Origin of the sequence: Leifsonia sp. 2MCAF36 (assembly GCF_052115525.1) — a bacterium.
In the GTDB taxonomy this organism is placed as follows: domain Bacteria; phylum Actinomycetota; class Actinomycetes; order Actinomycetales; family Microbacteriaceae; genus Leifsonia.
On record NZ_JBFRGV010000007.1, the window covers coordinates 18,497 to 41,011 of the forward strand.

Here is a 22,515-nt window from a genome sequence, read left to right on the forward strand (position 1 = left end):
AGGGGAGGGTGGCCCTCGCGGGCCGCCCTCCCCTCACTGGTCAGCTGCTCAGCCGTGGTTGTGGCGCCAGGGCGGGGAGACCAGACGTTCGCTCGTGGACTGCTCGTAGGGCAGCCCCTCCGGCCAGCGGATGAGCTCGATGACGAGACCCCAATCGGTGAGGAAGTAGCTCCAGTCGAGGCCGTCCAGAGGGCCGCCCTCCTCCTTGCTCACCGCGTTCAGCCAGCGGATATCGTCCCGCTTCCGCAGCTCCTTCTCCGCCTCGTAGATGTCTTCGACGTAGAAGCAGAGGTGCATCCCGCCGGGCTGTGAGACCCGTGGTGCCGGCCCGTCGTTCGGGGCGTCGCGACGCGTGTATTCGAGGATCTCGATGTTGTCGGAGTCGCCGAGCCGGAGCATCGCCAGCCGCATGGTGGTGTTCTCCGGGCCGTCGTCGCCGGGCCAGGTGAAACCGAGGTCGTCGTAGGGGCCCGCATGGAACACCACATGACAACCGAAAGCGCTGACGAAGAAATCGATGGCTTGCTCGAGATTGGGAACGCTCAGGCCGACGTGGTCGACGGCGACTTTGCTTGTGATCACTGCTGTCCTCCAGATTGGGTTCGTGAATTCCACGATAGGTCGCCACACCCGGCGCTGACGTCCCAAAATGAGACAGCAGAAGGGGTCGCCCGTCGACTTCGATGGGCAAAGATTGCACGCGAAACCGATGCCCTGATCGTGTGTCGGGAACGTGCAGATTCACTGAACAGGAGTTGACCCCATGAAAGATGTGAAATGGGAAAACTGGGCGGGAACAGAGGCTTGTCGCCCTGAAGCGGTTATCAAGGTCACCTCCGTCGACCACGTCTGCGAGATCGTTTCCGATGCCACCCGGAGAGGCATCACGGTCCGGCCGGTGGGAAGCGGACACTCGTTCGCCCCGCTCGTCCCCACCGACGGCATCATCCTCGATCTGTCGGCCCTCAGCGGGATCGAGTCGATCGATACAGCTGCGGGGCGGGCGACGGTCAAAGCAGGGACGAGGATCTCGGCTCTCGGTGAACCCCTCTGGGATGCCGGCTTGACACTGCACAACCAGGGGGCGATCGACGCGCAGACCATCGCCGGCGCGATCAGCACCTCGACACACGGCTCGGGGCTGGGGCTGAAGATGATGTCCGGCTGCATAGTCGGAGCGGAGGTGGTCACCGCCGCGGGCGAGCTGGTGAAGCTCGGATCGGACGATCCGAGGCTGGCAGCGCTGCGAGCATCCGTCGGCACGCTCGGGGTGATCGTCAGCCTCGACCTGCAACTGGAGCCGATCTTCAAACTCAAGGAAACGCTCGCATTCTGGTCGTTCGAGGAAGTGCTCGAGCGCTGGGACGAGTTGACGCACAGTCACCGCCACTTCAGCTTCGTGCACGGCCCGCAATACGACATGTCGGCCGAACTTCCGCCGGTGCCCGACGGGACGAAAGTGCCCACGCTGGTGAGGATCTACGACCAGGTGGACATCGATGCTGAGGACAGCTACGAGCCAGCACATCGCGTCAACCGGCCGTACCGCATCTACCCCGATGAGTACACGCCGTCGTGGGAAGAGGTCGAGCCGTACGTGCCGTACGAGCGCGCCCTGGACGCCGTCGCGGCCACCCTTCCGGTGCTCGAGCGGTTCCCGGACGAGTTCCCCCTGGAGATCCGCACGGTCGCCGGCGACGACGCGTGGCTCTCGCCGTCGGGCGGAGTCGAGTCGGTCTCTGTCAACACCGTGCGCACCTGGGGAAACGACAACGGTCCGTTCTTCCGTGCGATCGAAGAGGCGCTCGCGCCGTTTCCCGGCCGACCGCACTGGGGCAAGCAGCCCTATCTCCGCGAACCGGACTTCTATCGGGAGGTGTACCCGCGGTGGGATGACTTCATCCGGCTCCGTCGCCAAATGGACCCGAGCGGGACATTCCTCAATGGGCCGCTACGCACGATCTTCGAGTAGGACCGCAAGCGCGTGACGATGGCAATCGTCACGCGCTTGCTTGCCTGCCGACGACCCTCCCGTGTTCCAATTTGGGACAGCTGCCGGCCTCGCGTGTCTCTATCTTCAATGCTACGCGGTTGCAAAGGCGAACCCCCGGCCTCTGCATTGCTCTTGCCCTCCACGAACGATCGGACATCGCCATGACGAATACGCAGTCCCAAGAAGCAAGTCAGAGTCCGGGTGCGGACCCGGCCATCCAGAAGGACCTCACCGGCTCGATGCGCACGACATCGCTGGTGTTGAGTGTGCTTGCCTTCTCCGCCCCTCTCGTCACAGTCGCGGGATACCTCGTGTTCGTGATCGCACCGGTCGGCGAGTCCGCTCCGGTCTCATGGATCATCGCCACCATCGTGCTGCTGATCTTCTCGGTCGGGTACACCACGATGACCAGGCACGTACCCCGACCAGGTGCCTTCTACGCGTACATCTCTGCCGCATTCGGTCGAACCCCGGGCGTCGGAGCCGCATACCTCGCGACGCTGTCCTACATCCTCATCGCCGGTGGCTTGTACATCTTCGCCGGCATCACGGTGTCGGGGCTCATCTCCGGTTTGGGCGGCCCGCAGACACCGTGGTGGTTGTGGACCTTCGCGACCCTGGTGCTGATCAACCTGCTGGGCTACTTCAACATCGATCTGTCCGCCCGCGTCCTCGTCGTCGTCATGACCATCGAGGTCATCATCGTCGTCATCTTCGACATCTTCGTCTTCGCGAAAGGCGGTTCGGGTGGCCTGACGCTCAAGCCGCTCAACTTCGCGGCGTTCTTGAACCCGGGTGCAGGCGTCGCACTCCTGATCGCTTTCGGGAACTTCCTCGGATTCGAGGCAACCGCGCTCTTCCGCGATGAAGTCAAGAACCCGAACAAGACGATTCCCCGCGCGACCTATGTGTCGGCGCTCTTCATCGGCATTCTGTACGCCGTCTCCGGATATGCACTGATCAGCGCCTACGGCTCGACCGCCGTTCATGTTGCGACGAGCAACCCGAGCGAAATGTTCGCCGACGCGTTGAACAAGTTCGTGCTCCCGGGTTCTGCAGCGTTCGTGAACATCGTTGTGGCAACGTCGGCGATCGCCTCCCTCCTCGCGGTTCACAACGTGTCCGCCCGGTACGTCTTCAACCTCGGCGTCGACAAGGCTCTCCCTCCCTATGTCGGGAAGGTCAACCCTCGTCGCCAGGCTCCGAGTCGCGCCTCGCTGTCGGTCGGGGTGGTCCTGCTGGTCCTCCTCACGGCATTCGGCGCGCCGTTCGCGTTCGGGGGAACGGACCCCTCGGTACTCATCGGTGCGGGGAGCGGCGTCGGATCGGCCGGCGTCCTGCTGCTGATGGCTGTCGTGAGCCTCGCGGCCATCGTCTGGTTCCGGCGAGTGGGCGTTCCCAAGTCGGAGAACGCCTGGAAGGTGTTCATCGCGCCTGCCATCGCCTTCCTGGCCCTTGCCGGCATGGTCGCGTTCGGGCTCGCCCGGTTCGATCTGCTGGTCGGAGGTGCGCCAGGGCAGTACTCCTGGCTGATCGGCGTGCTCGTCGGGATCTTCATCCTCGGCTGTGTCGTCGCGCTTGTGCTCAAGCGGACCAGGCCCGAAGTGTATGCGCGGCTCGGACGGCGCGACAGGATCGTTCCGGAGGTTCCCGAAGACGAGAAGGTGTAGTGCCTGAGGGCGCTGCGAACTGAACCGTGGCGGAGCCCTTCGGACGATGGATGTGGGTCTCACTCCGTCGTCCGGAGGGCTCCGTTTTGCACGCTCGCGCTGGTAGCCCAGGCCACCGGTGGTGTCGATCTGGGACATCGCGTCGCGGAGCAGCGTTCCTACTGTTGGTCCCAGGGAGAGGAAGGAGCCAGCGATGTCCAACGTGGTCACGGCCGGCCTCGAACATCGACCCGTTAAGAGAAAGGGCTCCGAATGACCAGCCTTCCCGACTCGACGACCACCCGAATGAGCGCTCTCGACGACGCCCGCCAGCAGCTCGCTGACGCCGCCATGCATCTGGAGTTGCCAGACGGCACCTTCCAGATGCTGTCGTACCCGCGGCGCGAATTGACCGTCAGTGTTCCGCTCCGGCTCGACAATGGCGACGTGCGACTGTTCGTAGGCCATCGTGTTCAGCACAACTTCTCCCGCGGCCCGGCGAAGGGTGGACTCCGGTATGCGCCAAGCGTCGACATCGAAGAGGTGCGTGCGCTGGCCATGTGGATGACCTGGAAATGCGCGCTGGCGAACCTGCCGTATGGCGGCGCGAAGGGTGGGATCACCATCCAGCCCCGCGACTACTCCCGAACGGAGCTCGAACGGCTCACTCGCCGCTATGCGAGCGAGATCTTTCCCATCATCGGGCCGGAGCGCGACATCCCAGCCCCCGATGTCGGCACCGACGAGAACACGATGGCCTGGATCATGGACACCTACTCGGTGGCATCCGGCTACACGGTACCGGGCGTCGTCACCGGCAAACCGCTCCAGCTCGGGGGTTCCCAGGGGCGCGCCTCCGCAACGAGCCGGGGCGTCACTCACGTTGCGCTCGCCGCACTCGAAAGGGTCGGAATCGAGCAACGCGGAGCACGCGTCGCGGTGCAGGGCATGGGAAAGGTGGGTCGCGATACCGCCCGATTCCTCGCGGCATCCGGTCTCAGAGTGGTTGCCGTGAGCGATCAGTTCGGAGCCGTTCAGAACGCTTCCGGCCTCGATGTCGAGGCGTTGTGCCGGCATCTCGACTCGACCGGAAGTGTCGTCGCCGCCCCCGGGTCCGACGCCTTGGAACGCGACGACTTGCTGGAGCTCGACGTCGACCTGCTTGTGCCCGCCGCGCTGGAAGGCGCGATTCACGAAGGCAATGTCGACCGGATCCGTGCACGGGTGATCGTCGAGGGAGCGAATGGGCCGACGACGACACAGGCCGATCGTGTGCTGAACGAGCGCGGCATCCTCGTGGTCCCCGACATTCTCGCAAACGCCGGGGGGGTGATCGTTTCCTACTTCGAGTGGGTGCAATCCAACCAGACCTACTGGTGGAGTGCGGACGAGGTCGAGGCGCGGCTCCAAGCTCGCATCCTGTCAGCGTGGAACGAGGTCGTGCGTCTCGCCGCCGAGCGGCGGCTCAGCCTGCGTGCCGCCGCCATGGTGCTCGCGGTCGGGCGAGTCGCACAGGCTCACGAACTCCGAGGGCTGTACCCGTGAGTGACGCCGCTACCTCGACCGGCTTCTGCTGGGTGTGCGGCACCCGGTGGCGTCTGGAGTGCGCGGAGCACCCGCTTTCGATAAGCGGCAGCCGAGTCGATTGGTCCGAGGGCCACCAGGGGCAGTCTGCACCCTCAGCGGAGGGGAGCTAGCGGCCGGCCGACGGACTCGTCAGCCGCCTTACCTCCTCACCCACGCTGCAGCGCTCCGTCGTCGTTCGCGGTTCGTGCGAGAGGACCGCTGAAAGCGGGAAGGCGGACTACTTGCGTCCGGAGCAATAATGACCGTATGGCGGACGCCCTGGGTGAGGCCCGCACGGCTTACGCGAGCCGGCGTTGGGAGGACGCGTTCGCCCTCTACGCCCGTGCCGACACGGCCGGAGCAACGCAGGCTGGGCCTCTCGGGCTCGCGGACCTGAGCCGGTACGCGCGCTCTGCCTCCCTCACCGCGCGCGACCCAGAGGCGTTCGTGCTGCTGGAGCGGGGCTATGAGCAGGCGCTTGCGGCCGGTGAGGAACTCGTCGGGGCGGAGTGCGCGTTCTGGTTGGGCTTCCGGCTGTTCTCCCTCGGGGAGGCGGGGCGGGCGCAGGCATGGCTGGCGCGGTCTCGGGAGATCGCCGAGCGGAACGGCGACTGCGTGCAGCGCGGGTATCTGCTGTTGCCGCGTATCCACGGCGAACTGCGGGTGCACCGCAACAAGGAGGCGCTTGCGCTCGCGCAGGAGGCGATAGCGTGCGCGAGCCGGCACGACGATCCCGAGCTGGCGGCCATCGCCCTCCAGCTCGGCGGCCGGGCGCTGATCGAGGACGGCGACGTCGAAGCAGGGATCCGGATGCTCGACGAGGCCATGCTGACGGCCACGTCCGCGGTCACTGGCGAACTGACCCGCGGGCTCGTCTACTGCGCGGTGCTGGGATGCTGCGAGCGCGTGTTCGCCGTGGACCGGGCGCGGGAGTGGTCTGCCGTACTGGGCGAGTGGTGCGACTCGCAGGCGCAGCTCGGAACCTTCAACGGCACCTGCCGGGTTCATCGGGCCGGCCTCTTCCTGTTCGCGGGGGAGTGGGATGCGGCCCTGGCGGAGGCGAACCGGGTGTCCACCGCGTCGACGTCCGACCGGCGCGAGCGTGCCGGCGCCGCCTATGAGACGGCCGAGGTGATGCGCCTTCGGGGCGAGCACGCCGGCGCGGAGAAGCAGTACGCGGCTGCCGCGGCCGGGGGCGTCGATCCGCAGCCGGGCCTCGCGCTGCTGCGCCTTGCGCAAGGCGACACCGCGACAGCGGTCGGCGGCATCAGGCGAGCGTTGGCCACCACGGCCAGCCCGCTCGGCCGCGCACGGCTGCTCCCCGCCGTCGTGGAGATTCTCCAGGCGGCGGCCGAGACCGATGTCGCCGAGGCGGCCGCGCGGGAGCTGTCCGAGATCGCGGGAAGCTTCGCCACCCCCGTCCTGCGGGCGGAGGCCGCTCAAGCGGACGGCCGCGTCCTGCTGAGCCGGAACGACCCCGCAGCCGCCGTCGAGGCGCTCGCTCAGGCGCTCGCCGGATGGCAGGAGCTGGGCGCGCCATACGACGAGGCCCGCGCGCGTGAGCTGCTCGCCGACGCGTTCGCCGCCCTGGGCGACGACGAGGGGGCGCGGATGCAGCGCGAGGCGGCCCACTCGGTCCTCGAGGCGCTGGGTGCAGCTGAGGCCCGAAAGCCGGCCGAGCGCCACATCCTGAGCCCGCGCGAGGCCGAGGTGCTCCGGCTCGCCGCGACCGGGATCACCAACAAGGAGATCGCGCAACGGCTGCAGCTCAGCGCGCGGACGGTCGACCGGCACGTGAGCAACATCCTCGCGAAGCTCGGCGTCCCCTCCCGAGCGGCTGCTACCGCCTACGCCTACGAGCACGACCTGCTTCGCGTCTGACTGGGTGGAAATACCCATCGCGCCGGGTCACGGACGGCGTGGTTCAGCCGACGCGCGCGCGTCGGCGCGGCACCTACCGTGTGCGCATGGATACCACCACAGACACCCTCGTCATCGGCGGAGGCCAGGCCGGGCTCTCCGTCTCGTACCACCTGCGCCGGCTTGGAATCGACCATTTCGTGCTGGACGCGAGCGAGCGGATCGGCGATGCCTGGCGCAACCGCTGGGACAGCCTCGAGCTGTTCACCCCGCGTCGCTACGACGCGCTCGACGGGATGCGGATGCCCGGCGACCCCGCGGGAACCCCGTCGAAGGATGAGATGGCCGACTACCTCGAGGCGTACGCCGCACGCTTCGAGCTGCCGGTGCTCACCGGTCACCGGGTGACCGCCCTGAGCCGTGACGGGGAGGGCTTCGCCGCCGAAACGGCCGGAGGCACGTTCCGGGCTGCCCAGGTGATCGTCGCGATGTCGAACTACCAGCGGCCGCGCATACCGGGCTTCGCCTCCGAGTTGGATGCGGGCATCCAGCAGGTGCACGCCGCGGCGTACGCACATCCCGGGCACCTCCGCCCCGGACGCGTGCTCATCGTAGGGGCGGGCAACTCCGGCGCGGAGCTCGCCAAGGAGATCGCGGCCGATCACGAGGTGATCGTTGCCGGCCCGAGCACGGGCGAGGTGCCCGGCTCCTACGCGGGCTTCCTGAACCGCCACGTCGTTGTCCACGCGCTGAACGGCGTGGTCTTCCCGCACCTGCTGTCGGTGAACACGCCCATGGGTCGACGGATGCGGCCCAAGGTCATGTCGCACGGCGTCCCGCTCATCCGCGTCAAGTCGCGAGACCTGGAGCGTCTCGGCGTCGTCCGGGCGCACCGTGTGACCGGCGTACAGGGCGGCCTGCCGCTGATCGACGGCGCACCCGTGGACGTGGCGAACGTCATCTGGTGCAGCGGCTACGACCCGGGACTGGACTGGATCCAGCTCCCCATCCTCGACGACCGGGGGGAGCCGCGCCATGAGCGCGGCGTGGTTCCGGAGGTGCCGGGCCTCTACTTCGTCGGCCTGCACTTCCTGACCTCGATGGCCTCCGCCATGGTGCACGGCGTGGGCCGCGACGCCGCTCGGATCGCCGCCCTCGTTGCCGCCTCCTCCCGTCAACCTGCGGCCGCCTGAGAGGGCGGGTAGGGCCTCAAGCTCACGTTGACATCCCGGATTCACAGGGTGCGCAGGAAGGCCGTGATGTCGGCGGCCAGCACCTCGGGTTCTTCGTGCGGGGCGAAATGTCCGCCGCGGGCCATTGTCGTGTAGCGCGTGACGTCGTACGTCCGCTCGGCCCAGCTGCGGGGCGGGTTGGCGAGGTCGTGCGGGAAGAGCGCGACAGCAGTGGGAACCCTCACGCGATCGACGCGGGTGGTGAAGCCGGCGGCGTACTCGTAGTAGGGGCGGAACGATGTGCCGATCGAGTTGGTGAACCAGTAGACGGACGCGAGCGTTGCCAGGTAGTCGTCGCTGAATCGTGTCGAGAGGTCGCCTCCGCAGTCGCTCCAGGCCCGGTGCTTCTCCAGGATCCACGACAGCAGGCCCGCCGGTGAGTCGGACAGCGCGGGCGCAAGGGTGAGAGGCCGGGTCTGCTGCTGGTGCTGATAGGCACCCTCGCTCGCGACCCAGGCGTCGACTCTCTTCAGGTGGTCACGTTCCTCCTCGGTGAGTGTCGCCTCGTCGAGGTCGCGCGGGGCGGCGACGGCGAGGAGGTGGATGCCGGCGACGGCGTCCGGATGGGTTTGCGCGAGTCGAGAGGTGATGCCGGCTCCCAGGTCGCCGCCGTGCGCCGCGTAGCGCTCGAAGCCGAGATGTTCGGTCATCAGCCGGTGCCACAACTCGTGGGTCTGCTCAGCGAACGTCGGGCGCTGAGGCGAGAACGGCAGCCCCGGAAGCGCGGGGACGATCACCGTGACGGCGTCGGTGGCGTTGCCGCCGAAGCGTGAGGGTGTCGCCAGTCGGCGTGCCAGGTCGACCAGTTCCAGCGCGCTGCTCGGCCAGCCGTTGGTGAGCACGACAGGCAGCCCGCCGGAGGCTTCCGCATCGAACCGGAGGTAGGCCACGGGCGTGCCTCCGAGGTCGGCTTGGTGCCAGGGCAGCGCATCGATCACGCGCTGCTGCGCGTCCCACTCGAAGTCATCGGCCCAGAACTCCACCAGGCGCCGCAGCTCGTGCAGGTCGGTCCCCGCTTCCCAGCTGGTGTCCGGCCATGCGGCGGGCCACCGGGTGTCGCGGAGTCTGCGACGCAGATCCTCGACATCCCGCTCGCTGACGGTGATGGGCCGGGTCTCAGACACGCTTGCTCCTTGAGGTTGCGGGAACCGCTGTTCGCCGAATAGTGTCACACGCGACCAGCGAGCCGGGAGGTCGACCAATGAGGGAGCCCTCGCCGCGGCCGCTTCGTTGCTCCTCATCGCGGGGTCCGCAGGCTGGTGGCTCGGCCGCCGAGGCCCGCTCGTAGCTGCGCCGGACACTGTCGCTGACGGTCAGTCCTGCAGCCGCCGGTTGATGCGTTCGATCCAGTGGTGACCAGGATGCGCCGAGTGGAGCGCCCCTTTCAGCCAGTCGAGATCGCTCAGGTCGAGGAGCGGAAGGCACCGTTCGAAGTCGTTTTCATCTTTGGCGCGCGGGTTCTGTGCTTTCAGGAGCAGTTGCACCTCCGGCCGGAGGTAGGTCACACCCTTGTACCGCCAGAGACAGTCCTTGAGGGGGCGCAGGATGCGCGGGTCTCGCTTGAAGATCCACATGCTGTCCTGGACGCGTTCGAGCATCACGTCGTACTCCCAGGGGTCGGCTCCGCTCGCGCGCAACCACAGGTTGTCGGTCCCTTCGTGAAGCCGGGGCGCCGACCCTGGGAACAGGGGAGTGAGGCTTCCCGCGGCGGCCCACACATCCAGTCCAGGCGAGAAGAAACGAATGAAGCCGTCGAGGCTGTCGCGGGGTATTCCGATGTCGAGGTCGCCATGTTCGCGGGATGATCCCACGAAGGCGTCGATCGCCCACCCGCCGGCGATCCACCACTGTCCGCCATAACCGCCGAAGCGAGTAGCGGCGTCAGCCGGTGTCCGGTGCGCCCACGGGCCGTACAGGCGAACCACTTCGTCGTGATCGAGCACGGTGCCATCGTAGAACCGCGGCGGGCCGTGACCCGCAGCCGACAGCCGGTTGTTCTGGTGCACGATGGTGGGATGACGACCGCACGCGTGATCTCGGTGAGCCGCGACGACGAGCACCGCTTCTCCAAGCCGCCGCAGGAGTCCATCACCCTGGTCGCCGGTCTGGGTGTCGAAGGGGATGCGCATTTCGGCTCGACGGTTCAGCACCTCTCACGGGTGCGGCGTGACCCGACGCAAGCCAACCTCCGTCAGGTCCACCTCATCCACGGGGAGCTGTTCGACGAGGTCACCGCCGACGTCAGCCCCGGACAGCTCGGCGAGAACGTGACCACCGGGGGCCTGGAGCTGCTCGAGCTGCCCCGCGGCACCCGGCTCCGCCTGGGGGATGAGGCCGTCGTCGAACTGACGGGGCTGCGCAACCCGTGCGTCCAGATCGACCGTTTCGAACCCGGACTGCTCAAGCAGGTCGTCGGAACCGATGCGGATGGCGCCACGGTTCGCAAGGCGGGCGTCATGGCCGTGGTCGTCACCGGTGGCGTCGTGAAGCCGGGCGATCCCATTGCGGTGCACCTCCCGGCGGAACCCTTCGAGGCGCTCGCGCCGGTCTGACCGCCGAGGCCGGATGGGCCTGCTCGTCAGCCGCCGCCGACCGCGCTGCCGGTCAGCTCGTGGCGCGAGAACGTGTAGATGAAGCAGTAGTAGGAGCGCGCTCCGGACGCCCACTGCTCCGCGGTGTCGGGGTAGCGCAGGTCGATCTGGACGTCCTCGTTCCAGACGGCGACCCAATCCCAGTTCAGGATGCCCGGAGCCCCGCAGAGGTCGGTGACCTGGGTGTCCAGCGCTTCCTTGCCGGGAAAAGGGGCACCGGCCGGCTGCGGTAGGACGCCCCGCGACAGGAGCTGTGCGATATGCGGGGAGGCGCAGTCGACCACCGGATAACCGGCCGCCGACTTCGAGGGGTAGAGCTGGAGGCAATCGCCGGTCGTGAGGGAGTCCACCGGCTGCTCCGGAACGGTGGCGACCGCTGTCCGCGTCGGCCGGGGCGGCAGGCCGAGTGGTGTCGGCCTGGTGGCTGCCTCGGGGAGCTGCGGCGCCTGCTGCCCGGAGGTCGACACGGCGTGCCCGGGAGCGTCCCCGGCGGGCATTCCGATCAGGAGGGCCGCGGCGGCCACAAGTGCGACCGCCACCGCGGCGGTGCTGCCGACGATCACGGCCCAGCCACGGCGCGACAGGCCCGAGGGCTCCTCCTCGGGAGGCCGCTCCCCGCGCGTTCGGCCGTCTCTCACCCGCACAGCCTAACCGGCGTCGGACCCGATGGAACCGTGGCGACCGTGCCGGACATTACTAGGTAAGGACGGGAAACCGACCGACCCGATTCCGCGCGCATGACAAGGGGACATACCGGCGCGGAACCAGGAACGGTGCCCGCCGCTGAGCGCCTTGGGGGGTGGGCGGCGGCGGGCACCTTCCGGACCGAAGAACGATATCCACGGAACGGATGCCACCACCATGGCATCCCATCAGTCAGGGGGACCACATGACATCCAGCTACTCCATCGACCCGGCGGCTCTTGAACTGCCGCCGACGCAGCCGATCGACATGACGGCGCTTCTGCAGCAGGCGCTCAACGACCAGCGCTGATCCGGCGCAGTCGCACGTCGGAGCGCGTCAGAGGACCCGGAATCTCAGGTGCGTCGCCGACGGGGTGACCCGCGCGTCGATCCGCTCGAGCTGAATCGCAGACTCGAGCGAGCCGAACAGCCGGGTCTTCGGCACCATCGCCGAAGGGATCTCCTCCTCGATTCCGGCAGCCACGTCGCGGGCCGGGTGATGCCGTCCTTATATCTAGTGGGTGCCCTGCAGGACGGGCAAGGGGGGAGGAGGACCGTGTCCGCCACGCACTCAAAGCGGCGCTGTGCACCACGCGACCGCCCGCGGGGACTACCGTTAAGCGATGACTACGCCTGATTCCGCGCCGACCGGCACCGAGACCGCCGACGACGCGCCGACCTTCACCTCCCTGGGGCTGGATGGCGCCGTCCTGAAGGCGCTGAAGGATGTCGGCTACGAGACCCCGTCCGCCATCCAGGCGGCCACGATCCCGCTGTTGCTGGAGGGCCGCGACGTCGTCGGGCTCGCCCAGACCGGGACCGGCAAGACGGCCGCGTTCGCGCTGCCCATCCTGTCCCGCCTCGACCTGTCGCAGAAGAGCCCGCAGGCTCTCGTGCTGGCGCCCACCCGCGAGCTGGCCCTGCAGGTGGCGGAGGCGTTCGAGAGCTACGCGACCCACATGAAGGGCGTGCACCTGCTGCCGGTCTACGGCGGGCAGGGCTACGGCGTCCAGCTGTCGGCGCTGCGCCGCGGCGTGCACATCGTCGTCGGCACCCCAGGGCGCATCATGGACCACCTCGACAAGGGCACGCTCGACCTGTCCGAGTTGAAGTACCTCGTGCTCGACGAAGCCGACGAGATGCTGAAGATGGGCTTCGCGGAGGACGTGGAGACCATCCTCGCCGACACCCCCGAGGACAAACAGGTGGCCCTGTTCTCGGCGACGATGCCGGCGCAGATCCGCCGCATCTCGAAGAAGTACCTGCACGACCCCGAAGAGATCACCGTCAAGTCGAAGACGACCACGTCAGCCAACACCACGCAGCGCTACCTCGTCGTGTCGTACGCGCAGAAGGTGGACGCGCTCACGCGCATCCTCGAGGTGGAGAACTTCGAGGGCATGATCGTCTTCGTCCGCACCAAGAACGAGACCGAGACCCTCGCCGAGCGGCTTCGGGCACGCGGGTACTCGGCGGCCGCCATCAACGGCGACGTCGCCCAGGTCCAGCGCGAGCGCACAGTCGACCAGCTCAAGTCGGGCAAGCTCGACATCCTGGTGGCGACGGATGTGGCCGCCCGCGGTCTCGATGTCGAACGCATCAGCCACGTCGTCAACTTCGACATCCCGGTCGACACCGAGTCGTACGTGCACCGGATCGGCCGCACCGGCCGGGCCGGACGGAGCGGTGCGGCGATCAGCTTCGTCACGCCGCGCGAACGCCGGCTGCTCACCGCGATCGAGAAGGCCACCCGCCAGCCGCTCACTCAGATGCAGCTGCCCAGCGTCGACGACGTCAACGTGACGCGACTCGCCCGCTTCGACGACGCCATCTCGGAGGCGCTCGCCCAGGAGGACCGGATCTCCCGGTTCCGTGACATCATCGGCCACTACGTGTCGCATCACGATGTCCCCGAGGCCGACGTGGCGGCGGCGCTCGCCGTGGTCGCGCAGGGCGAGGAACCGCTGCTGCTGAGCGCCGACGACCTGCTCTCGCAGCGCGTCGAGCGCGACTCCCGGCAGGAGGACCGCTCGGGCCGCGCCGATCGCGGTGGCCGGGACGACCGCGGGGGCCGGGGCGATCGTGGGCCGCGCCGCGAGCGCAGCGACAAGACGATGGCGCCGTACCGCCTCGAGGTGGGCAAGCGTCAGAAGGTCGAACCGCGCCAGATCGTCGGCGCTCTCGCCAACGAGGGCGGCCTCAGCCGCGAAGACTTCGGGCACATCCGCATCATGCCCGACTTCACGATCGTGGAACTCCCCGCCGACCTCCCCGGCGACACGCTCTCCCGGCTGTCGGGCACACGCATCGGCGGCAAGCTGATCCAACTGCGGCCCGACACCGGCGGACGCGGCAGGAGCGAGTCGTGGCAGCGCGACGACCGCCCGCCGCGCAAGCCCCGGCACAGCTGAGCGCGGCGGTGCGGGTCAGTCCTCGCTGACCCGCACGGTCGTCTTCCCGTTCCCTTTCGCGCGCCCGCCGAAGGCGGCGGGGGCGTCCTCCAGCCCGACGACGTCGCCCACGAACGTGCGCAGCCTCCCGTCGCGCGCCCGCCGGGCCAGCTTGACCAGCTGCGCCCGGTCCGGCTCGACGACGAAGAACACCGCGGAGACTCTGGGCCGCTGGATCTGCGGCGGCGCGACGATGGTCACGAAGGTTCCGCCGTCGCGCACCTGAGCCGCAACAAAGCCCTCTAGACGCTCAGGTCCAGGGGCCATGCTGCGTTTCCCTGCCCCTAGGAGGCGGGATCTCGCGTGTTCCCTATTCCTGGCCGTTTCGGAACCCGCGAACCGGCAACAAACAGTGCAACCACTACAGTTGCCGTGATTCCTGAGAGCCACAGCGCGTCGCCACGCGCCACTGTAGCGGCTAAGGCGAGCGCGCCAACGTACGCAACTCCCGCAACCGCAAGGTGCCATTTAGCCAGGAGTCCGGTAGGCGCCGGGCCTCGCGGACGAATAAGGCGGTCAATTACAACCCCCAGCACCACCACAACAAAAGAGACTAGGCCCGCCATTTTCAGCGGTAATGCGGCGAATGCGATCACCGACGATCCGGCAAGCAAGCCGATCGGCAAGAAGTACCGGACAGCTTGACGACGATTCTGAATCACGGTGGGATCCCTGTCGATAGCCATGGCTACAAGTTGTAGCAACTGCCGTAGGCCCCGAGCAGCGTGGATGCTGTACCTACCAGCCAAACGGCTGTCGCCGTCAGCGGGTTCCATGCGAGAACGGCTACACCAGCCAAAAATCGAGACTTCCGCACGGAGGTCTCCCTTCGCTTGTAAGCAAGCGAAGTGAACAGATGCCCATCACCCGGCAAGCCGGAACGGTCGCAGTCCACTACCGGGCGGGCAGAATGCCCCGCCGCCTATACCGACGAAGAAATCCCACAGAAATGACGCGCCGTTATGAAAACGTGAGCCAACCAGCCTCGCGGAAGGGAGTAAAGATCGCAAGGTCCGCGTCCGCGGCCTCCACTTCCCGGCGAAACCCCGGTACACCCGCTGAAAATTGGCCTCCCCTACACGCGTAGATGCGAGACGTTCGCGCCGGGATGGACGGCGTGCGGTCGCGACTCGCACGGTCCGTCCGGGTGGCGGGCCACTCCAGCTCGCCGGGCGTGAAGCCGGCGGCGCGCACCTCCACCACCACGTCGTTCTCGGCCGCGTGCGGGTCCGGCCGCTCCGCCAGCGCCATGCCCGCAACGCCCTCCGCTCGGTCGCTCACGGTGATCGCCTAGATGGGCCATCCTCCGTCCGTGCCGTCCTTCCATGATGCGAGCGATGGTGCCGCTCCGGCCAGAGCCGAATCGGGAGGGGGACCTGTGCGCTCAGGCCACGATCTTGCCCAACACCTCGTTGAGCGCCTCCGTCGTGCTCGGGTGGGTGTAGATGGCGTTCTTCAGCGTGGTCGCCGTGACGCCCTGGCGCATCGCGAGGGCCACCGTGTTGATGACCTCCTGGGCGTCGATGCTGAGGATCGCGGCGCCCAGGATCAGGTCGGTGTCCGCGTCCAGGATGAACTTCATCATTCCGCGGGTCTCTTCCACCGTGTAGGCGCGGGGCATCGCGACGATGTCGGCGACGTTCTCCCGGGCGACGAGGATGTTCCGTCCCTGCTCGCGAGCCTCACGCTCGGTGAGGCCGACGGTGGCGAGCGGCGGTGTGATGAACAGCGTCCGCGGTACGGCCACCCGGTCGGAAGTGCTCCGTGTGCCGGCGCGGAGGAGCTGGTCGATGACGATCCGTGCGTCGTCCAGTGAGACGTAGGTGAACTGCGGTCCGCCGTTCACGTCGCCGAGCGCGAAGATGTGCGGCTGCGAGGTCCGGAGGAACTCATCCACGATCACGGCACCGCGGTGGGTGGTCTTCACCCCTGCCGCCTCGAGCGCCAGGCCCTCGGTCGCCGGCTTGCGGCCGGTCGCGGCGAGGAACGCGTCGCCGTCGATAGTGGTCGTCGTGCCGTCTTTCGTGTAGCTGATCCGGGTGCCGCCGTCGATGTCGTCGATGCGAGTGACCGTCGCTCCCGTTACGACGGTGATGCCGTCGCCGAGGAGGATGCCGGTGGCGACGTCTGCCACGTCATCGTCCTCCTTCGGCAGCAGGCGGTCGGCGGCCTCCAGGACCGTGACCTCCGATCCGAAGTGCCGGTAGATGGACGCGAACTCCAGTCCGAGGTACCCGCCGCCGATGATGACGAGGTGCGCGGGCAGCACGGCAGCACGGGTCAGCTCCGTGCTGCTCACGATGTGCGCGCTGGTCGCAATGCCCTCGATGTCCGGAACGATCGGCTCGGATCCGGTGTTGATCAGGATGGTCGGGGCGGTGATGGTGATCTGGTCGGGGCCGACGCCGACGACGACGGTGTGGGCGTCGACGAAGTGTGCCGCGCCGGTGATGACCGTGGCGGTGTCCTTGCCGTCGAGCGCAGCGAAGTTGCCGGCGCGGAAGGAGGCCGTGAGCGCCCGGACGCCTTCGATCGAGTTGGCGAAGAACTCCTGCGCCTCATCCTCCAGGCGGCGCGAGTTGGAGTAGTGCACGAGCATCTTCGTCGGCACGCAGCCGACGTTCGGGCAGGTGCCGCCGTACATCTCCTCCGACTGCTCGATGAGGATGACGCGCTTGCCCGCATCCGTCAGAGCGTGTGCGGCGGTCTTGCCGCCCTTGCCGAATCCGACGACGATCGCGTCGGCAGTGAGGGAAGTCGTAGTGTCCATGTCTTGAGTGTGAGCACCGGAAGGTGATACCACTAGACGGTTGGGTATCAAGAAACCGCCCGAAAGTCTCACATGGATGAAATCAGCCAGCTGCTGCGGATGGCGCGTCTCGAAGCCACGCTTGACAAGCGCTGCCTGCTGGCGGGGTCGACGGAGATGGACGTAGCGGCCGGACCGCCTCGCGACATCCCGTTCCACGTCCTCCTGGAGGGCGAATGCGACCTCGAAGTCGCGGGCGGTCTGCACCACCTGACCGCGGGCGACGTGGTGATCATCCCGAGCGGCGGCCGGCACCGCATCATCACGGCGGGCTCGGGCACCACCCGTTCGATCGCGGAACGGCCGGGGGCCACATTTGCGCTGACGACGAGTACCGCGGGCGGTGAACCGGTCATCGACCTGTTCTGCGGCCACTACACGATCGGCGCGGGCGCCGGCGCCATCCTCTTCGGCTCCCTCCCCACGCCCACCCATGTCTCACTGTTCCGGTCGGAGGACGGCCGCGCCGAACTCCTCCGGCTGAGCGAGTCGATGCGCGCCGAAGCGGACCGCGACGGCGCAGGCTCCGCGGCCATCATGTCGGCATTCTGCACCGTCCTGATCGCGATGGTCCTCCGCACGAGCACCGCTCCGGGTGCTCATGGTCGCATCTGGACCGCCGTGGCAGACCACCAGCTGACCGCGATCATCCAGGAGGTGCTCGCCCGGCCGGGCGATCGCTGGACGCTCGAGCGGCTGAGCGCCCGCATGTCCATGTCTCGCGCCACCTTCATTCGGCGGTTCCAGGCTGCCACGGGGATGACCTTCGGTCAGTTCGTCACGCGTGCCCGCCTGATGACCGCTGCCGATCTGCTGGCCGGGTCGGACCTGGCGGTCGCCGGGGTTGCGGCTGAGGTCGGTTACCGCTCTGAATCGGCGTTCACCCGGGCGTTCCGATCTGAGACCGGCCAGACACCGGCCCGTTTCCGCAGAGCGCACCAGGACAGCCTGCTGCCGGTCGCGCGGGCATGACTCAGCCGCGCCCCGCCCACGGGTCGTAGTCGGCGAGCAGCGCGCCCTGCGCGGGGCGGTCCACCTCCGGGATGTGCTGCAGGTTGATGCGCACCCGGTACCAGAGCGAGCTCGAGCCGCGCATCCCGTCCACGAGTTCGTCTGCGGGGTGGAGCAGCGCCGCCGCGTCCGGGTTGGCCGCCTTCCACTGCTCCAGCGCATCCATCGCCTCGGGCTTCGTCTTCGTGCGGGCGACCTCGATGAGCGGCATCTGGGAGACCCGACGGCCCGCACCGTCTCCGGAGCGCGGCGGCTTCTCCGCAGGTCCGAGGCGCTCGGCGAGCGCGAGCAGTGCGTCGAGCGAGCCGACGGCGTCGTCGATGCCGGCGTGCGGGTCGCCGCGCTCGGCGAACCGCTCGAGCACGGTCGGCACGGTGAACTCCTCCGGACGCCGGGAGCGAACCTCATCCCACTCGAGCGGCGTGGAGACGCGCGCGTCGGGCAGCGCGCGGATCGAGTACGCGGAAGCGACCGTGCGGTCCTTGGCGTTCTGGTTGAAGTCGACGAACACGCTCTCGCCGCGCTCCTCCTTCCACCAGCGGGCCGTCGCGAGGCCGGGCGCGCGGTTCTCCACCTCGCGGGCGAGCGTCTCGGCGGCGAGACGGACGTCGGCGAAGCCCCACTGCGGCGCGATGCGGACCAGGATGTGCAGCCCACGCGACCCGCTCGTCTTCGGCCAGCCGACGAGGCCATGGTCGCTCAGCACGTCCCGCGCGATGAATGCGACGTCCACGATCTGCGACCAGTCGACTCCGGGCATCGGGTCGAGGTCGACGCGCAACTCGTCGGGATGGTCGAGGTCCTCCGCCCGGACGGGGTGCGGGTTGAGGTCGAGGCAGCCGAGGTTCGACACCCAGGCGAGTCCGGCGGCGTCGCGCACCACCGTCTCCTCGGCCGACGTCCCACTGGCGTAGTGCAGGGTCGCCGTGTCGATGTAGGGCGGGTGGCCGTCGGGGACGCGCTTCTGGAAGAACGGCTCCTGCGAGAGTCCCTTCACGAAGCGCTTCAGCACCATCGGGCGCCCGCCTGCACCCCGGAGCGCACCCTCCGCCACTGCGATGTAGTACTGCGCGAGGTCGAGCTTCGTCAGGCCGGCTTCGGGGAAGACGACCTTGCCGGGGTTCGAGATGCGCACCTCCTGGCCAGCGACCTCCAGGAACGTCTCCGACTTCGACGGGCTCATGCCGCCACGCTAACCGTCATGGGCCGCTGCTGCCAGGCCCGAGGCTGCGTACACTCGGCCTCACCCTCCAGCGTGAAAGCGAGACCCTGCGTGTCCGAGCCCAAGCAGCTGTTCGTCAACCTGTTCGAGATGGCGACCGTGAGCCACATCACGCACGGTCTGTGGCCGCTGCCCGGCAACAACCGCGAGCGCTTCGCCGACATCGACTACTGGGTGGAGCTGGCCCAGCTGCTCGAGCATGGCGGCTTCGACGGCATCTTCCTGGCCGACGTGGTCGGCGCCTACGACGTGTTCCGGGGCGGACCGGAGACCGCGCTGCGGGAAGGGCTGCAGATCCCGAACCTGGACCCGCTGCTGCTGGTGCCGGCGATGGCCGCGGTGACCGAGCGGCTGGGATTCGGCGTCACCTTCTCGACGACGTACGAGCCGCCGTTCGCCTTCGCACGCCGGATGTCGACGCTCGACCACCTGACGAAAGGCCGGATCGGCTGGAACATCGTCACGTCGTACCTTCCGAACGCGGCCCGAAATTTCGGGCTCGACGCCGAGATCCCGCACGATGACCGGTATCGCTTCGCCGACGAATACCTGGAGGTCCTGTACAAGCTGTGGGAGGGCTCCTGGGACGACGACGCGGTCATCGCCGACCGCGATTCGGGCGTCTTCACCGATCCGTCGAAGGTGCGCTACATCGACCACGTCGGCGAGCGGTACCGGGTGGCCGGGCCGCACCTCGTGCATCCCTCGCCGCAGCGGACGCCGACGCTGTTCCAGGCGACCGGGTCACCGGCCGGAATCGAGTTCGCGGGCAAGCACGCCGAGGTGGTCTTCACCGGCGGCCGCACGAGCGAGGAGTTCCAGCGGGCGGCCTCTGGGATGCGCGACGCGGCCGAGCGTCACGGTCGCCTCCGCGACGACCTGCGTTTCATCGCGATGGCCGGCGTCATCGTCGGGCGCACGCAGGAGGAGGCGGAGGACAAGTGGCGCCTCTACCGCGAGCACGTCAGCCTCGACGGGATGCTCGCCCACAGCAGCCTGCCCGTCGACCTGACCGCGTTCCCGCGCGACATCACCGTGCGTGAGGCGCTGGCCCGGGCCGAGTTCCCGCCGGAACGGGTGCCGTTCCTCCCGCTCGACCGGACCGTCGGCCAGGCGCTCGACTTCGTGCAGTACGGACGCGACGAGCGGTTCCTGGTCGTGGGAGACCCGAAGACGGTCGCCGACGAGATCGAGCGATGGCTCGACGAGGACGGCCTGGACGGCATCAACCTCCGCCAGTACCACTCGTTCGACACCGCCCGCGACTTCGCCGAGCTGGTCGTCCCCGAGCTGCGGCGACGCGGGCGTCTGCCGCATGAGGGCGAACGGCCGGGAACCCTCCGCGAGCGCCTGTTCGGCGAGGGCCGCATCCGCCTGCCCGAGCGCCATGTCGGCGCCCGCTACCGTCACTAGCCCCGCTGTCGCAGCTGGCGCTGCCAGTCGCCCGGAACCCGGTTCGCCGGTCCGGGGACCGACTGGTCGACGGGGTGGCTGACTGGGGGTGCGAGCTCGGGCCCGTCGATGAAAGCCTGCCTGCGGTAGTCGTAGAACCAGGCCTCGCCGGGCTCGAAGCTCCGGATGATGGGATGGCCGGTGCTCTCGGCGTGCTTGCTCGCGTGGGTGTTCAGCGAATCGTCGCAGCACCCGATGTGCCCGCAGGTCGCGCAGCGGCGCAAGTGCAGCCACCAGTCGCCGGTCTGTGTGCACTCCTCGCAGCCGGGCCCGCTCGGTCCCACCGTCGGGTCGATGACCTGTGTGCGTCCCGCTTCGCTGCTGCTGTGGTCTGTCATGGTTCCTCCTGGTCGAGCGGGGTGGGGTGGTGTGCGGTCCGCAGACGCACGAAACGGTAGCCGATCCCGACAGCCAGGACCACAACGCCGGCCGCGATCGAGCCGACGGGCAGGGTGGCGACGAGGATGACGCAACCGATGGCACCCGCGACAGCCAGCGCTCGCGGGTAACGCCGGTGGGCGCGGTCCTGCGTCCAGGCGGACGCGTTGGCGACGAGGTAGTACAGCAGGACGCCGAACGACGAGAACCCGATGGCGCCGCGCAGGTCCGTCACGGCGACCAGGACGCAGACGATCAGGCCGAGTGCGAGCTCCGCCCGGTACGGCACCCGGAAGCGCGGGTGGACGGCGGAGAACCAGGCGGGGATGTCGCGGTTGCGCGCCATCGCGAGGCTGGTGCGTCCGATTCCGGCGATCATCGCGAGGAGCGCGCCGAGAGCCGCAGTGGCCGCGCCGATCCGGATCACGACGTCCGGCCAGGCCGCACCGCTCGTCTGGGCGACGGCCCCCAGCGGAGCGGCCGCCTCCGCGAGACCGGCGGCGCCGAGGGCGTGCAGTGCGGAGATCGCGACGAGCGCGTACAGGACGAGGACGATGACCAGGGCGGTCGTGATCGCTCGCGGGATGGTCCTCGCCGGGTCGACGACCTCCTCGCCCATCGTCGCGATGCGCGCGTAGCCGGCGAAGGCGAAGAACAGGAAGCCCGCTGCCTGAAGGACGCCGTACAGCGACGCGGGCGCTCCGGGCTGTGCCGCGGAGGCTGCAGTGTGGCTGAAGCCGATGACGATCGCCACCGTGAGCGCGAGCAGGGAGACGGCGACGAGGATGCGCGTCAGCAGCGCCGTCCGCGTCACGCCGAGGGTGTTGACCACCGTCAACGCGGCCACCGCGACGATCGCGACCGGCTTGACCCACGCTCCCGGAACCGCGTAGCCGGCGAACGTCAGCGCCATCGCCGCCGAACTGGCCGTCTTGCCCACGACGAACGACCAGCCTGCGACGAAGCCGGGCCATTCGCCGAGTCGCTCCCGGCCGTACACGTACGTGCCGCCCGAGGTCGGGTACTGCGCGGCGAGCTGCGCCGACGACGTCGCGTTGCAGAAGGCGATGAAGCCGGCCACCACGAGCCCCACCAGCAGCCCCGCGCCGGCGGCCGCAGCCGCGGGGGCGAACGCGGCGAAGACGCCGGCACCGATCATGGAGCCCAGTCCGAGGGTGATCGCGTCGCCGAGGCCCAGCCGCCGCGCGAGCGCGCCGGACTGCGGGGGAGGCGGTGGTGTGGTCATCGGAGTGATCGCAGTGTACGCGAGCCGGGTGACGTCGACGTTTCTTGTCAAGCCCTGCCGACTTCGCGCCGGGAGGCGGATCGTGGATGCTGTACGGGACCCGTCGGGGCCCGGTTTGACCGCAGGAGCCGACCATGAGCGTCATCCATCACAGCGCCCTCCCGGGCCACGATGTCCACACCGACAACCCACTCGACATCTGGGGGCGCCGCATCGCCGTCGCCGTGACCGTGATCGTCGCCGTGCCCACCCTCATCATCGGGATGATCGCGCTGCTCTCCTAGCTCCTGGCGACTCCGGGCACCTGAGCCGAGTGGATGGACGAGGACCGTCGAGCGGGGTACCGTCGCGCGTTCAGGACCCAACGGAAGG

Annotated in this window: 21 protein-coding genes; 11 read left to right on the plus strand and 10 right to left on the minus strand. The window is 68.5% G+C overall.

The window, feature by feature from the left end; genetic code table 11:
• Positions 1-48: 48 nt before the first annotated feature.
• Positions 49-582, minus strand: coding sequence for a VOC family protein (locus tag AB4079_RS12245; protein ID WP_441787577.1), 534 nt, complete (start codon positions 580-582; stop codon positions 49-51).
• Positions 583-763: 181 nt separating this feature from the next.
• On the opposite strand from AB4079_RS12245, the gene AB4079_RS12250 reads away from it, so the two are divergent.
• The 5 genes from AB4079_RS12250 to AB4079_RS12270 all read left to right on the plus strand — a co-directional run bounded on the left by AB4079_RS12250 (position 764) and on the right by AB4079_RS12270 (position 8,261).
• Positions 764-1,972 carry an FAD-binding protein gene (locus tag AB4079_RS12250; RefSeq protein ID WP_441787578.1) on the plus strand — a complete coding sequence of 403 codons (1,209 nt, stop codon included), beginning with the start codon at positions 764-766 and terminating at the stop codon, positions 1,970-1,972.
• Between the two features lie 182 nt (positions 1,973-2,154).
• Positions 2,155-3,663: an APC family permease gene (locus AB4079_RS12255; RefSeq protein ID WP_441787579.1), complete on the plus strand. Its 1,509-nt coding sequence runs from the start codon at positions 2,155-2,157 to the stop codon at positions 3,661-3,663.
• A gap of 252 nt (positions 3,664-3,915) precedes the next feature.
• On the plus strand, positions 3,916-5,187 hold the full coding sequence (locus AB4079_RS12260) for a Glu/Leu/Phe/Val family dehydrogenase (RefSeq protein WP_441787580.1): 1,272 nt from the start codon (positions 3,916-3,918) through the stop codon (positions 5,185-5,187).
• Between the two features lie 288 nt (positions 5,188-5,475).
• Complete coding sequence (locus AB4079_RS12265; protein WP_441787581.1) at positions 5,476-7,089, plus strand: LuxR C-terminal-related transcriptional regulator; 1,614 nt, start codon at positions 5,476-5,478, stop codon at positions 7,087-7,089.
• Positions 7,090-7,175: 86 nt separating this feature from the next.
• The gene (locus tag AB4079_RS12270; protein ID WP_441787582.1) at positions 7,176-8,261 is read left to right on the plus strand and encodes a flavin-containing monooxygenase; all 1,086 of its coding nucleotides are present in this window, start codon (positions 7,176-7,178) and stop codon (positions 8,259-8,261) included.
• Between the two features lie 41 nt (positions 8,262-8,302).
• On the opposite strand, the gene AB4079_RS12275 is transcribed toward AB4079_RS12270, so the two are convergent.
• Together AB4079_RS12275 and AB4079_RS12280 are read right to left on the minus strand one after the other, a co-directional pair.
• Positions 8,303-9,424 carry an epoxide hydrolase family protein gene (locus AB4079_RS12275; RefSeq protein ID WP_441787583.1) on the minus strand — a complete coding sequence of 374 codons (1,122 nt, stop codon included), beginning with the start codon at positions 9,422-9,424 and terminating at the stop codon, positions 8,303-8,305.
• 189 nt (positions 9,425-9,613) lie between these two features.
• A complete protein-coding gene (locus AB4079_RS12280) occupies positions 9,614-10,243 on the minus strand; it encodes a nucleotidyltransferase domain-containing protein (protein ID WP_441787584.1) in 630 nt (209 codons plus the stop codon).
• A gap of 72 nt (positions 10,244-10,315) precedes the next feature.
• On the opposite strand from AB4079_RS12280, the gene AB4079_RS12285 reads away from it, so the two are divergent.
• Positions 10,316-10,852 (plus strand): MOSC domain-containing protein, encoded by a 537-nt coding sequence (locus AB4079_RS12285; RefSeq protein ID WP_441787585.1) that lies wholly within the window; start codon positions 10,316-10,318, stop codon positions 10,850-10,852.
• Between the two features lie 26 nt (positions 10,853-10,878).
• Here AB4079_RS12285 and AB4079_RS12290 read toward each other — a convergent pair whose 3' ends face one another.
• Both AB4079_RS12290 and AB4079_RS12295 read right to left on the minus strand, forming a co-directional pair.
• A complete protein-coding gene (locus tag AB4079_RS12290; protein WP_441787586.1) occupies positions 10,879-11,529 on the minus strand; it encodes a hypothetical protein in 651 nt (216 codons plus the stop codon).
• A gap of 383 nt (positions 11,530-11,912) precedes the next feature.
• Positions 11,913-12,059, minus strand: coding sequence for a hypothetical protein (locus tag AB4079_RS12295; protein ID WP_441787587.1), 147 nt, complete (start codon positions 12,057-12,059; stop codon positions 11,913-11,915).
• Positions 12,060-12,198: 139 nt separating this feature from the next.
• On the opposite strand from AB4079_RS12295, the gene AB4079_RS12300 reads away from it, so the two are divergent.
• Positions 12,199-13,986 carry a DEAD/DEAH box helicase gene (locus tag AB4079_RS12300; RefSeq protein WP_441787588.1) on the plus strand — a complete coding sequence of 596 codons (1,788 nt, stop codon included), beginning with the start codon at positions 12,199-12,201 and terminating at the stop codon, positions 13,984-13,986.
• A gap of 15 nt (positions 13,987-14,001) precedes the next feature.
• Here AB4079_RS12300 and AB4079_RS12305 read toward each other — a convergent pair whose 3' ends face one another.
• On the minus strand, positions 14,002-14,292 hold the full coding sequence (locus AB4079_RS12305) for a zinc-binding dehydrogenase (protein ID WP_441787589.1): 291 nt from the start codon (positions 14,290-14,292) through the stop codon (positions 14,002-14,004).
• Between the two features lie 820 nt (positions 14,293-15,112).
• On the opposite strand from AB4079_RS12305, the gene AB4079_RS12310 reads away from it, so the two are divergent.
• A complete protein-coding gene (locus tag AB4079_RS12310) occupies positions 15,113-15,319 on the plus strand; it encodes a hypothetical protein (RefSeq protein WP_441787590.1) in 207 nt (68 codons plus the stop codon).
• A 90-nt stretch (positions 15,320-15,409) separates the two neighbouring features.
• On the opposite strand, the gene AB4079_RS12315 is transcribed toward AB4079_RS12310, so the two are convergent.
• Positions 15,410-16,795 (minus strand): dihydrolipoyl dehydrogenase family protein, encoded by a 1,386-nt coding sequence (locus AB4079_RS12315; RefSeq protein WP_441787591.1) that lies wholly within the window; start codon positions 16,793-16,795, stop codon positions 15,410-15,412.
• 72 nt (positions 16,796-16,867) lie between these two features.
• Here AB4079_RS12315 and AB4079_RS12320 point away from each other — a divergent pair, with 72 nt between their 5' ends.
• The gene (locus AB4079_RS12320) at positions 16,868-17,806 is read left to right on the plus strand and encodes an AraC family transcriptional regulator (RefSeq protein ID WP_441787592.1); all 939 of its coding nucleotides are present in this window, start codon (positions 16,868-16,870) and stop codon (positions 17,804-17,806) included.
• A gap of 1 nt (position 17,807) precedes the next feature.
• Here AB4079_RS12320 and AB4079_RS12325 read toward each other — a convergent pair whose 3' ends face one another.
• Positions 17,808-19,028 carry a DNA polymerase domain-containing protein gene (locus AB4079_RS12325; RefSeq protein ID WP_441787593.1) on the minus strand — a complete coding sequence of 407 codons (1,221 nt, stop codon included), beginning with the start codon at positions 19,026-19,028 and terminating at the stop codon, positions 17,808-17,810.
• 90 nt (positions 19,029-19,118) lie between these two features.
• Between AB4079_RS12325 and AB4079_RS12330 the strand changes: the two genes are divergently transcribed.
• Positions 19,119-20,480 (plus strand): LLM class flavin-dependent oxidoreductase, encoded by a 1,362-nt coding sequence (locus AB4079_RS12330; RefSeq protein ID WP_441787594.1) that lies wholly within the window; start codon positions 19,119-19,121, stop codon positions 20,478-20,480.
• Here AB4079_RS12330 and AB4079_RS12335 read toward each other — a convergent pair.
• Together AB4079_RS12335 and AB4079_RS12340 are read right to left on the minus strand one after the other, a co-directional pair.
• Positions 20,477-20,857, minus strand: coding sequence for a UBP-type zinc finger domain-containing protein (locus AB4079_RS12335; RefSeq protein WP_441787595.1), 381 nt, complete (start codon positions 20,855-20,857; stop codon positions 20,477-20,479). The genes AB4079_RS12330 and AB4079_RS12335 overlap by 4 nt on opposite strands.
• On the minus strand, positions 20,854-22,143 hold the full coding sequence (locus AB4079_RS12340) for an APC family permease (RefSeq protein ID WP_441787596.1): 1,290 nt from the start codon (positions 22,141-22,143) through the stop codon (positions 20,854-20,856). The genes AB4079_RS12335 and AB4079_RS12340 overlap by 4 nt, the downstream gene beginning before the upstream one ends.
• 134 nt (positions 22,144-22,277) lie before the next feature.
• On the opposite strand from AB4079_RS12340, the gene AB4079_RS12345 reads away from it, so the two are divergent.
• The gene (locus AB4079_RS12345; RefSeq protein ID WP_441787597.1) at positions 22,278-22,427 is read left to right on the plus strand and encodes a hypothetical protein; all 150 of its coding nucleotides are present in this window, start codon (positions 22,278-22,280) and stop codon (positions 22,425-22,427) included.
• Positions 22,428-22,515: the final 88 nt, after the last annotated feature.

Bases quoted from the DNA above. Each gene is read 5' to 3' on its own strand.
- AB4079_RS12345 (WP_441787597.1), top strand. From the start codon at position 22,278: ATGAGCGTCATCCATCACAGCGCCCTCCCGGGCCACGATGTCCACACC.
- AB4079_RS12260 (WP_441787580.1), top strand. From the start codon at position 3,916: ATGACCAGCCTTCCCGACTCGACGACCACCCGAATGAGCGCTCTCGAC.
- AB4079_RS12255 (WP_441787579.1), top strand. From the start codon at position 2,155: ATGACGAATACGCAGTCCCAAGAAGCAAGTCAGAGTCCGGGTGCGGAC.
- AB4079_RS12335 (WP_441787595.1), bottom strand. From the start codon at position 20,857: ATGACAGACCACAGCAGCAGCGAAGCGGGACGCACACAGGTCATCGAC.
- AB4079_RS12305 (WP_441787589.1), bottom strand. From the start codon at position 14,292: ATGGCCCCTGGACCTGAGCGTCTAGAGGGCTTTGTTGCGGCTCAGGTG.
- AB4079_RS12320 (WP_441787592.1), top strand. From the start codon at position 16,868: ATGGATGAAATCAGCCAGCTGCTGCGGATGGCGCGTCTCGAAGCCACG.
- AB4079_RS12310 (WP_441787590.1), top strand. From the start codon at position 15,113: ATGCGAGACGTTCGCGCCGGGATGGACGGCGTGCGGTCGCGACTCGCA.
- AB4079_RS12325 (WP_441787593.1), bottom strand. From the start codon at position 19,028: ATGAGCCCGTCGAAGTCGGAGACGTTCCTGGAGGTCGCTGGCCAGGAG.
- AB4079_RS12270 (WP_441787582.1), top strand. From the start codon at position 7,176: ATGGATACCACCACAGACACCCTCGTCATCGGCGGAGGCCAGGCCGGG.
- AB4079_RS12250 (WP_441787578.1), top strand. From the start codon at position 764: ATGAAAGATGTGAAATGGGAAAACTGGGCGGGAACAGAGGCTTGTCGC.
- AB4079_RS12315 (WP_441787591.1), bottom strand. From the start codon at position 16,795: ATGGACACTACGACTTCCCTCACTGCCGACGCGATCGTCGTCGGATTC.
- AB4079_RS12265 (WP_441787581.1), top strand. From the start codon at position 5,476: ATGGCGGACGCCCTGGGTGAGGCCCGCACGGCTTACGCGAGCCGGCGT.
- AB4079_RS12300 (WP_441787588.1), top strand. From the start codon at position 12,199: ATGACTACGCCTGATTCCGCGCCGACCGGCACCGAGACCGCCGACGAC.
- AB4079_RS12285 (WP_441787585.1), top strand. From the start codon at position 10,316: ATGACGACCGCACGCGTGATCTCGGTGAGCCGCGACGACGAGCACCGC.
- AB4079_RS12340 (WP_441787596.1), bottom strand. From the start codon at position 22,143: ATGACCACACCACCGCCTCCCCCGCAGTCCGGCGCGCTCGCGCGGCGG.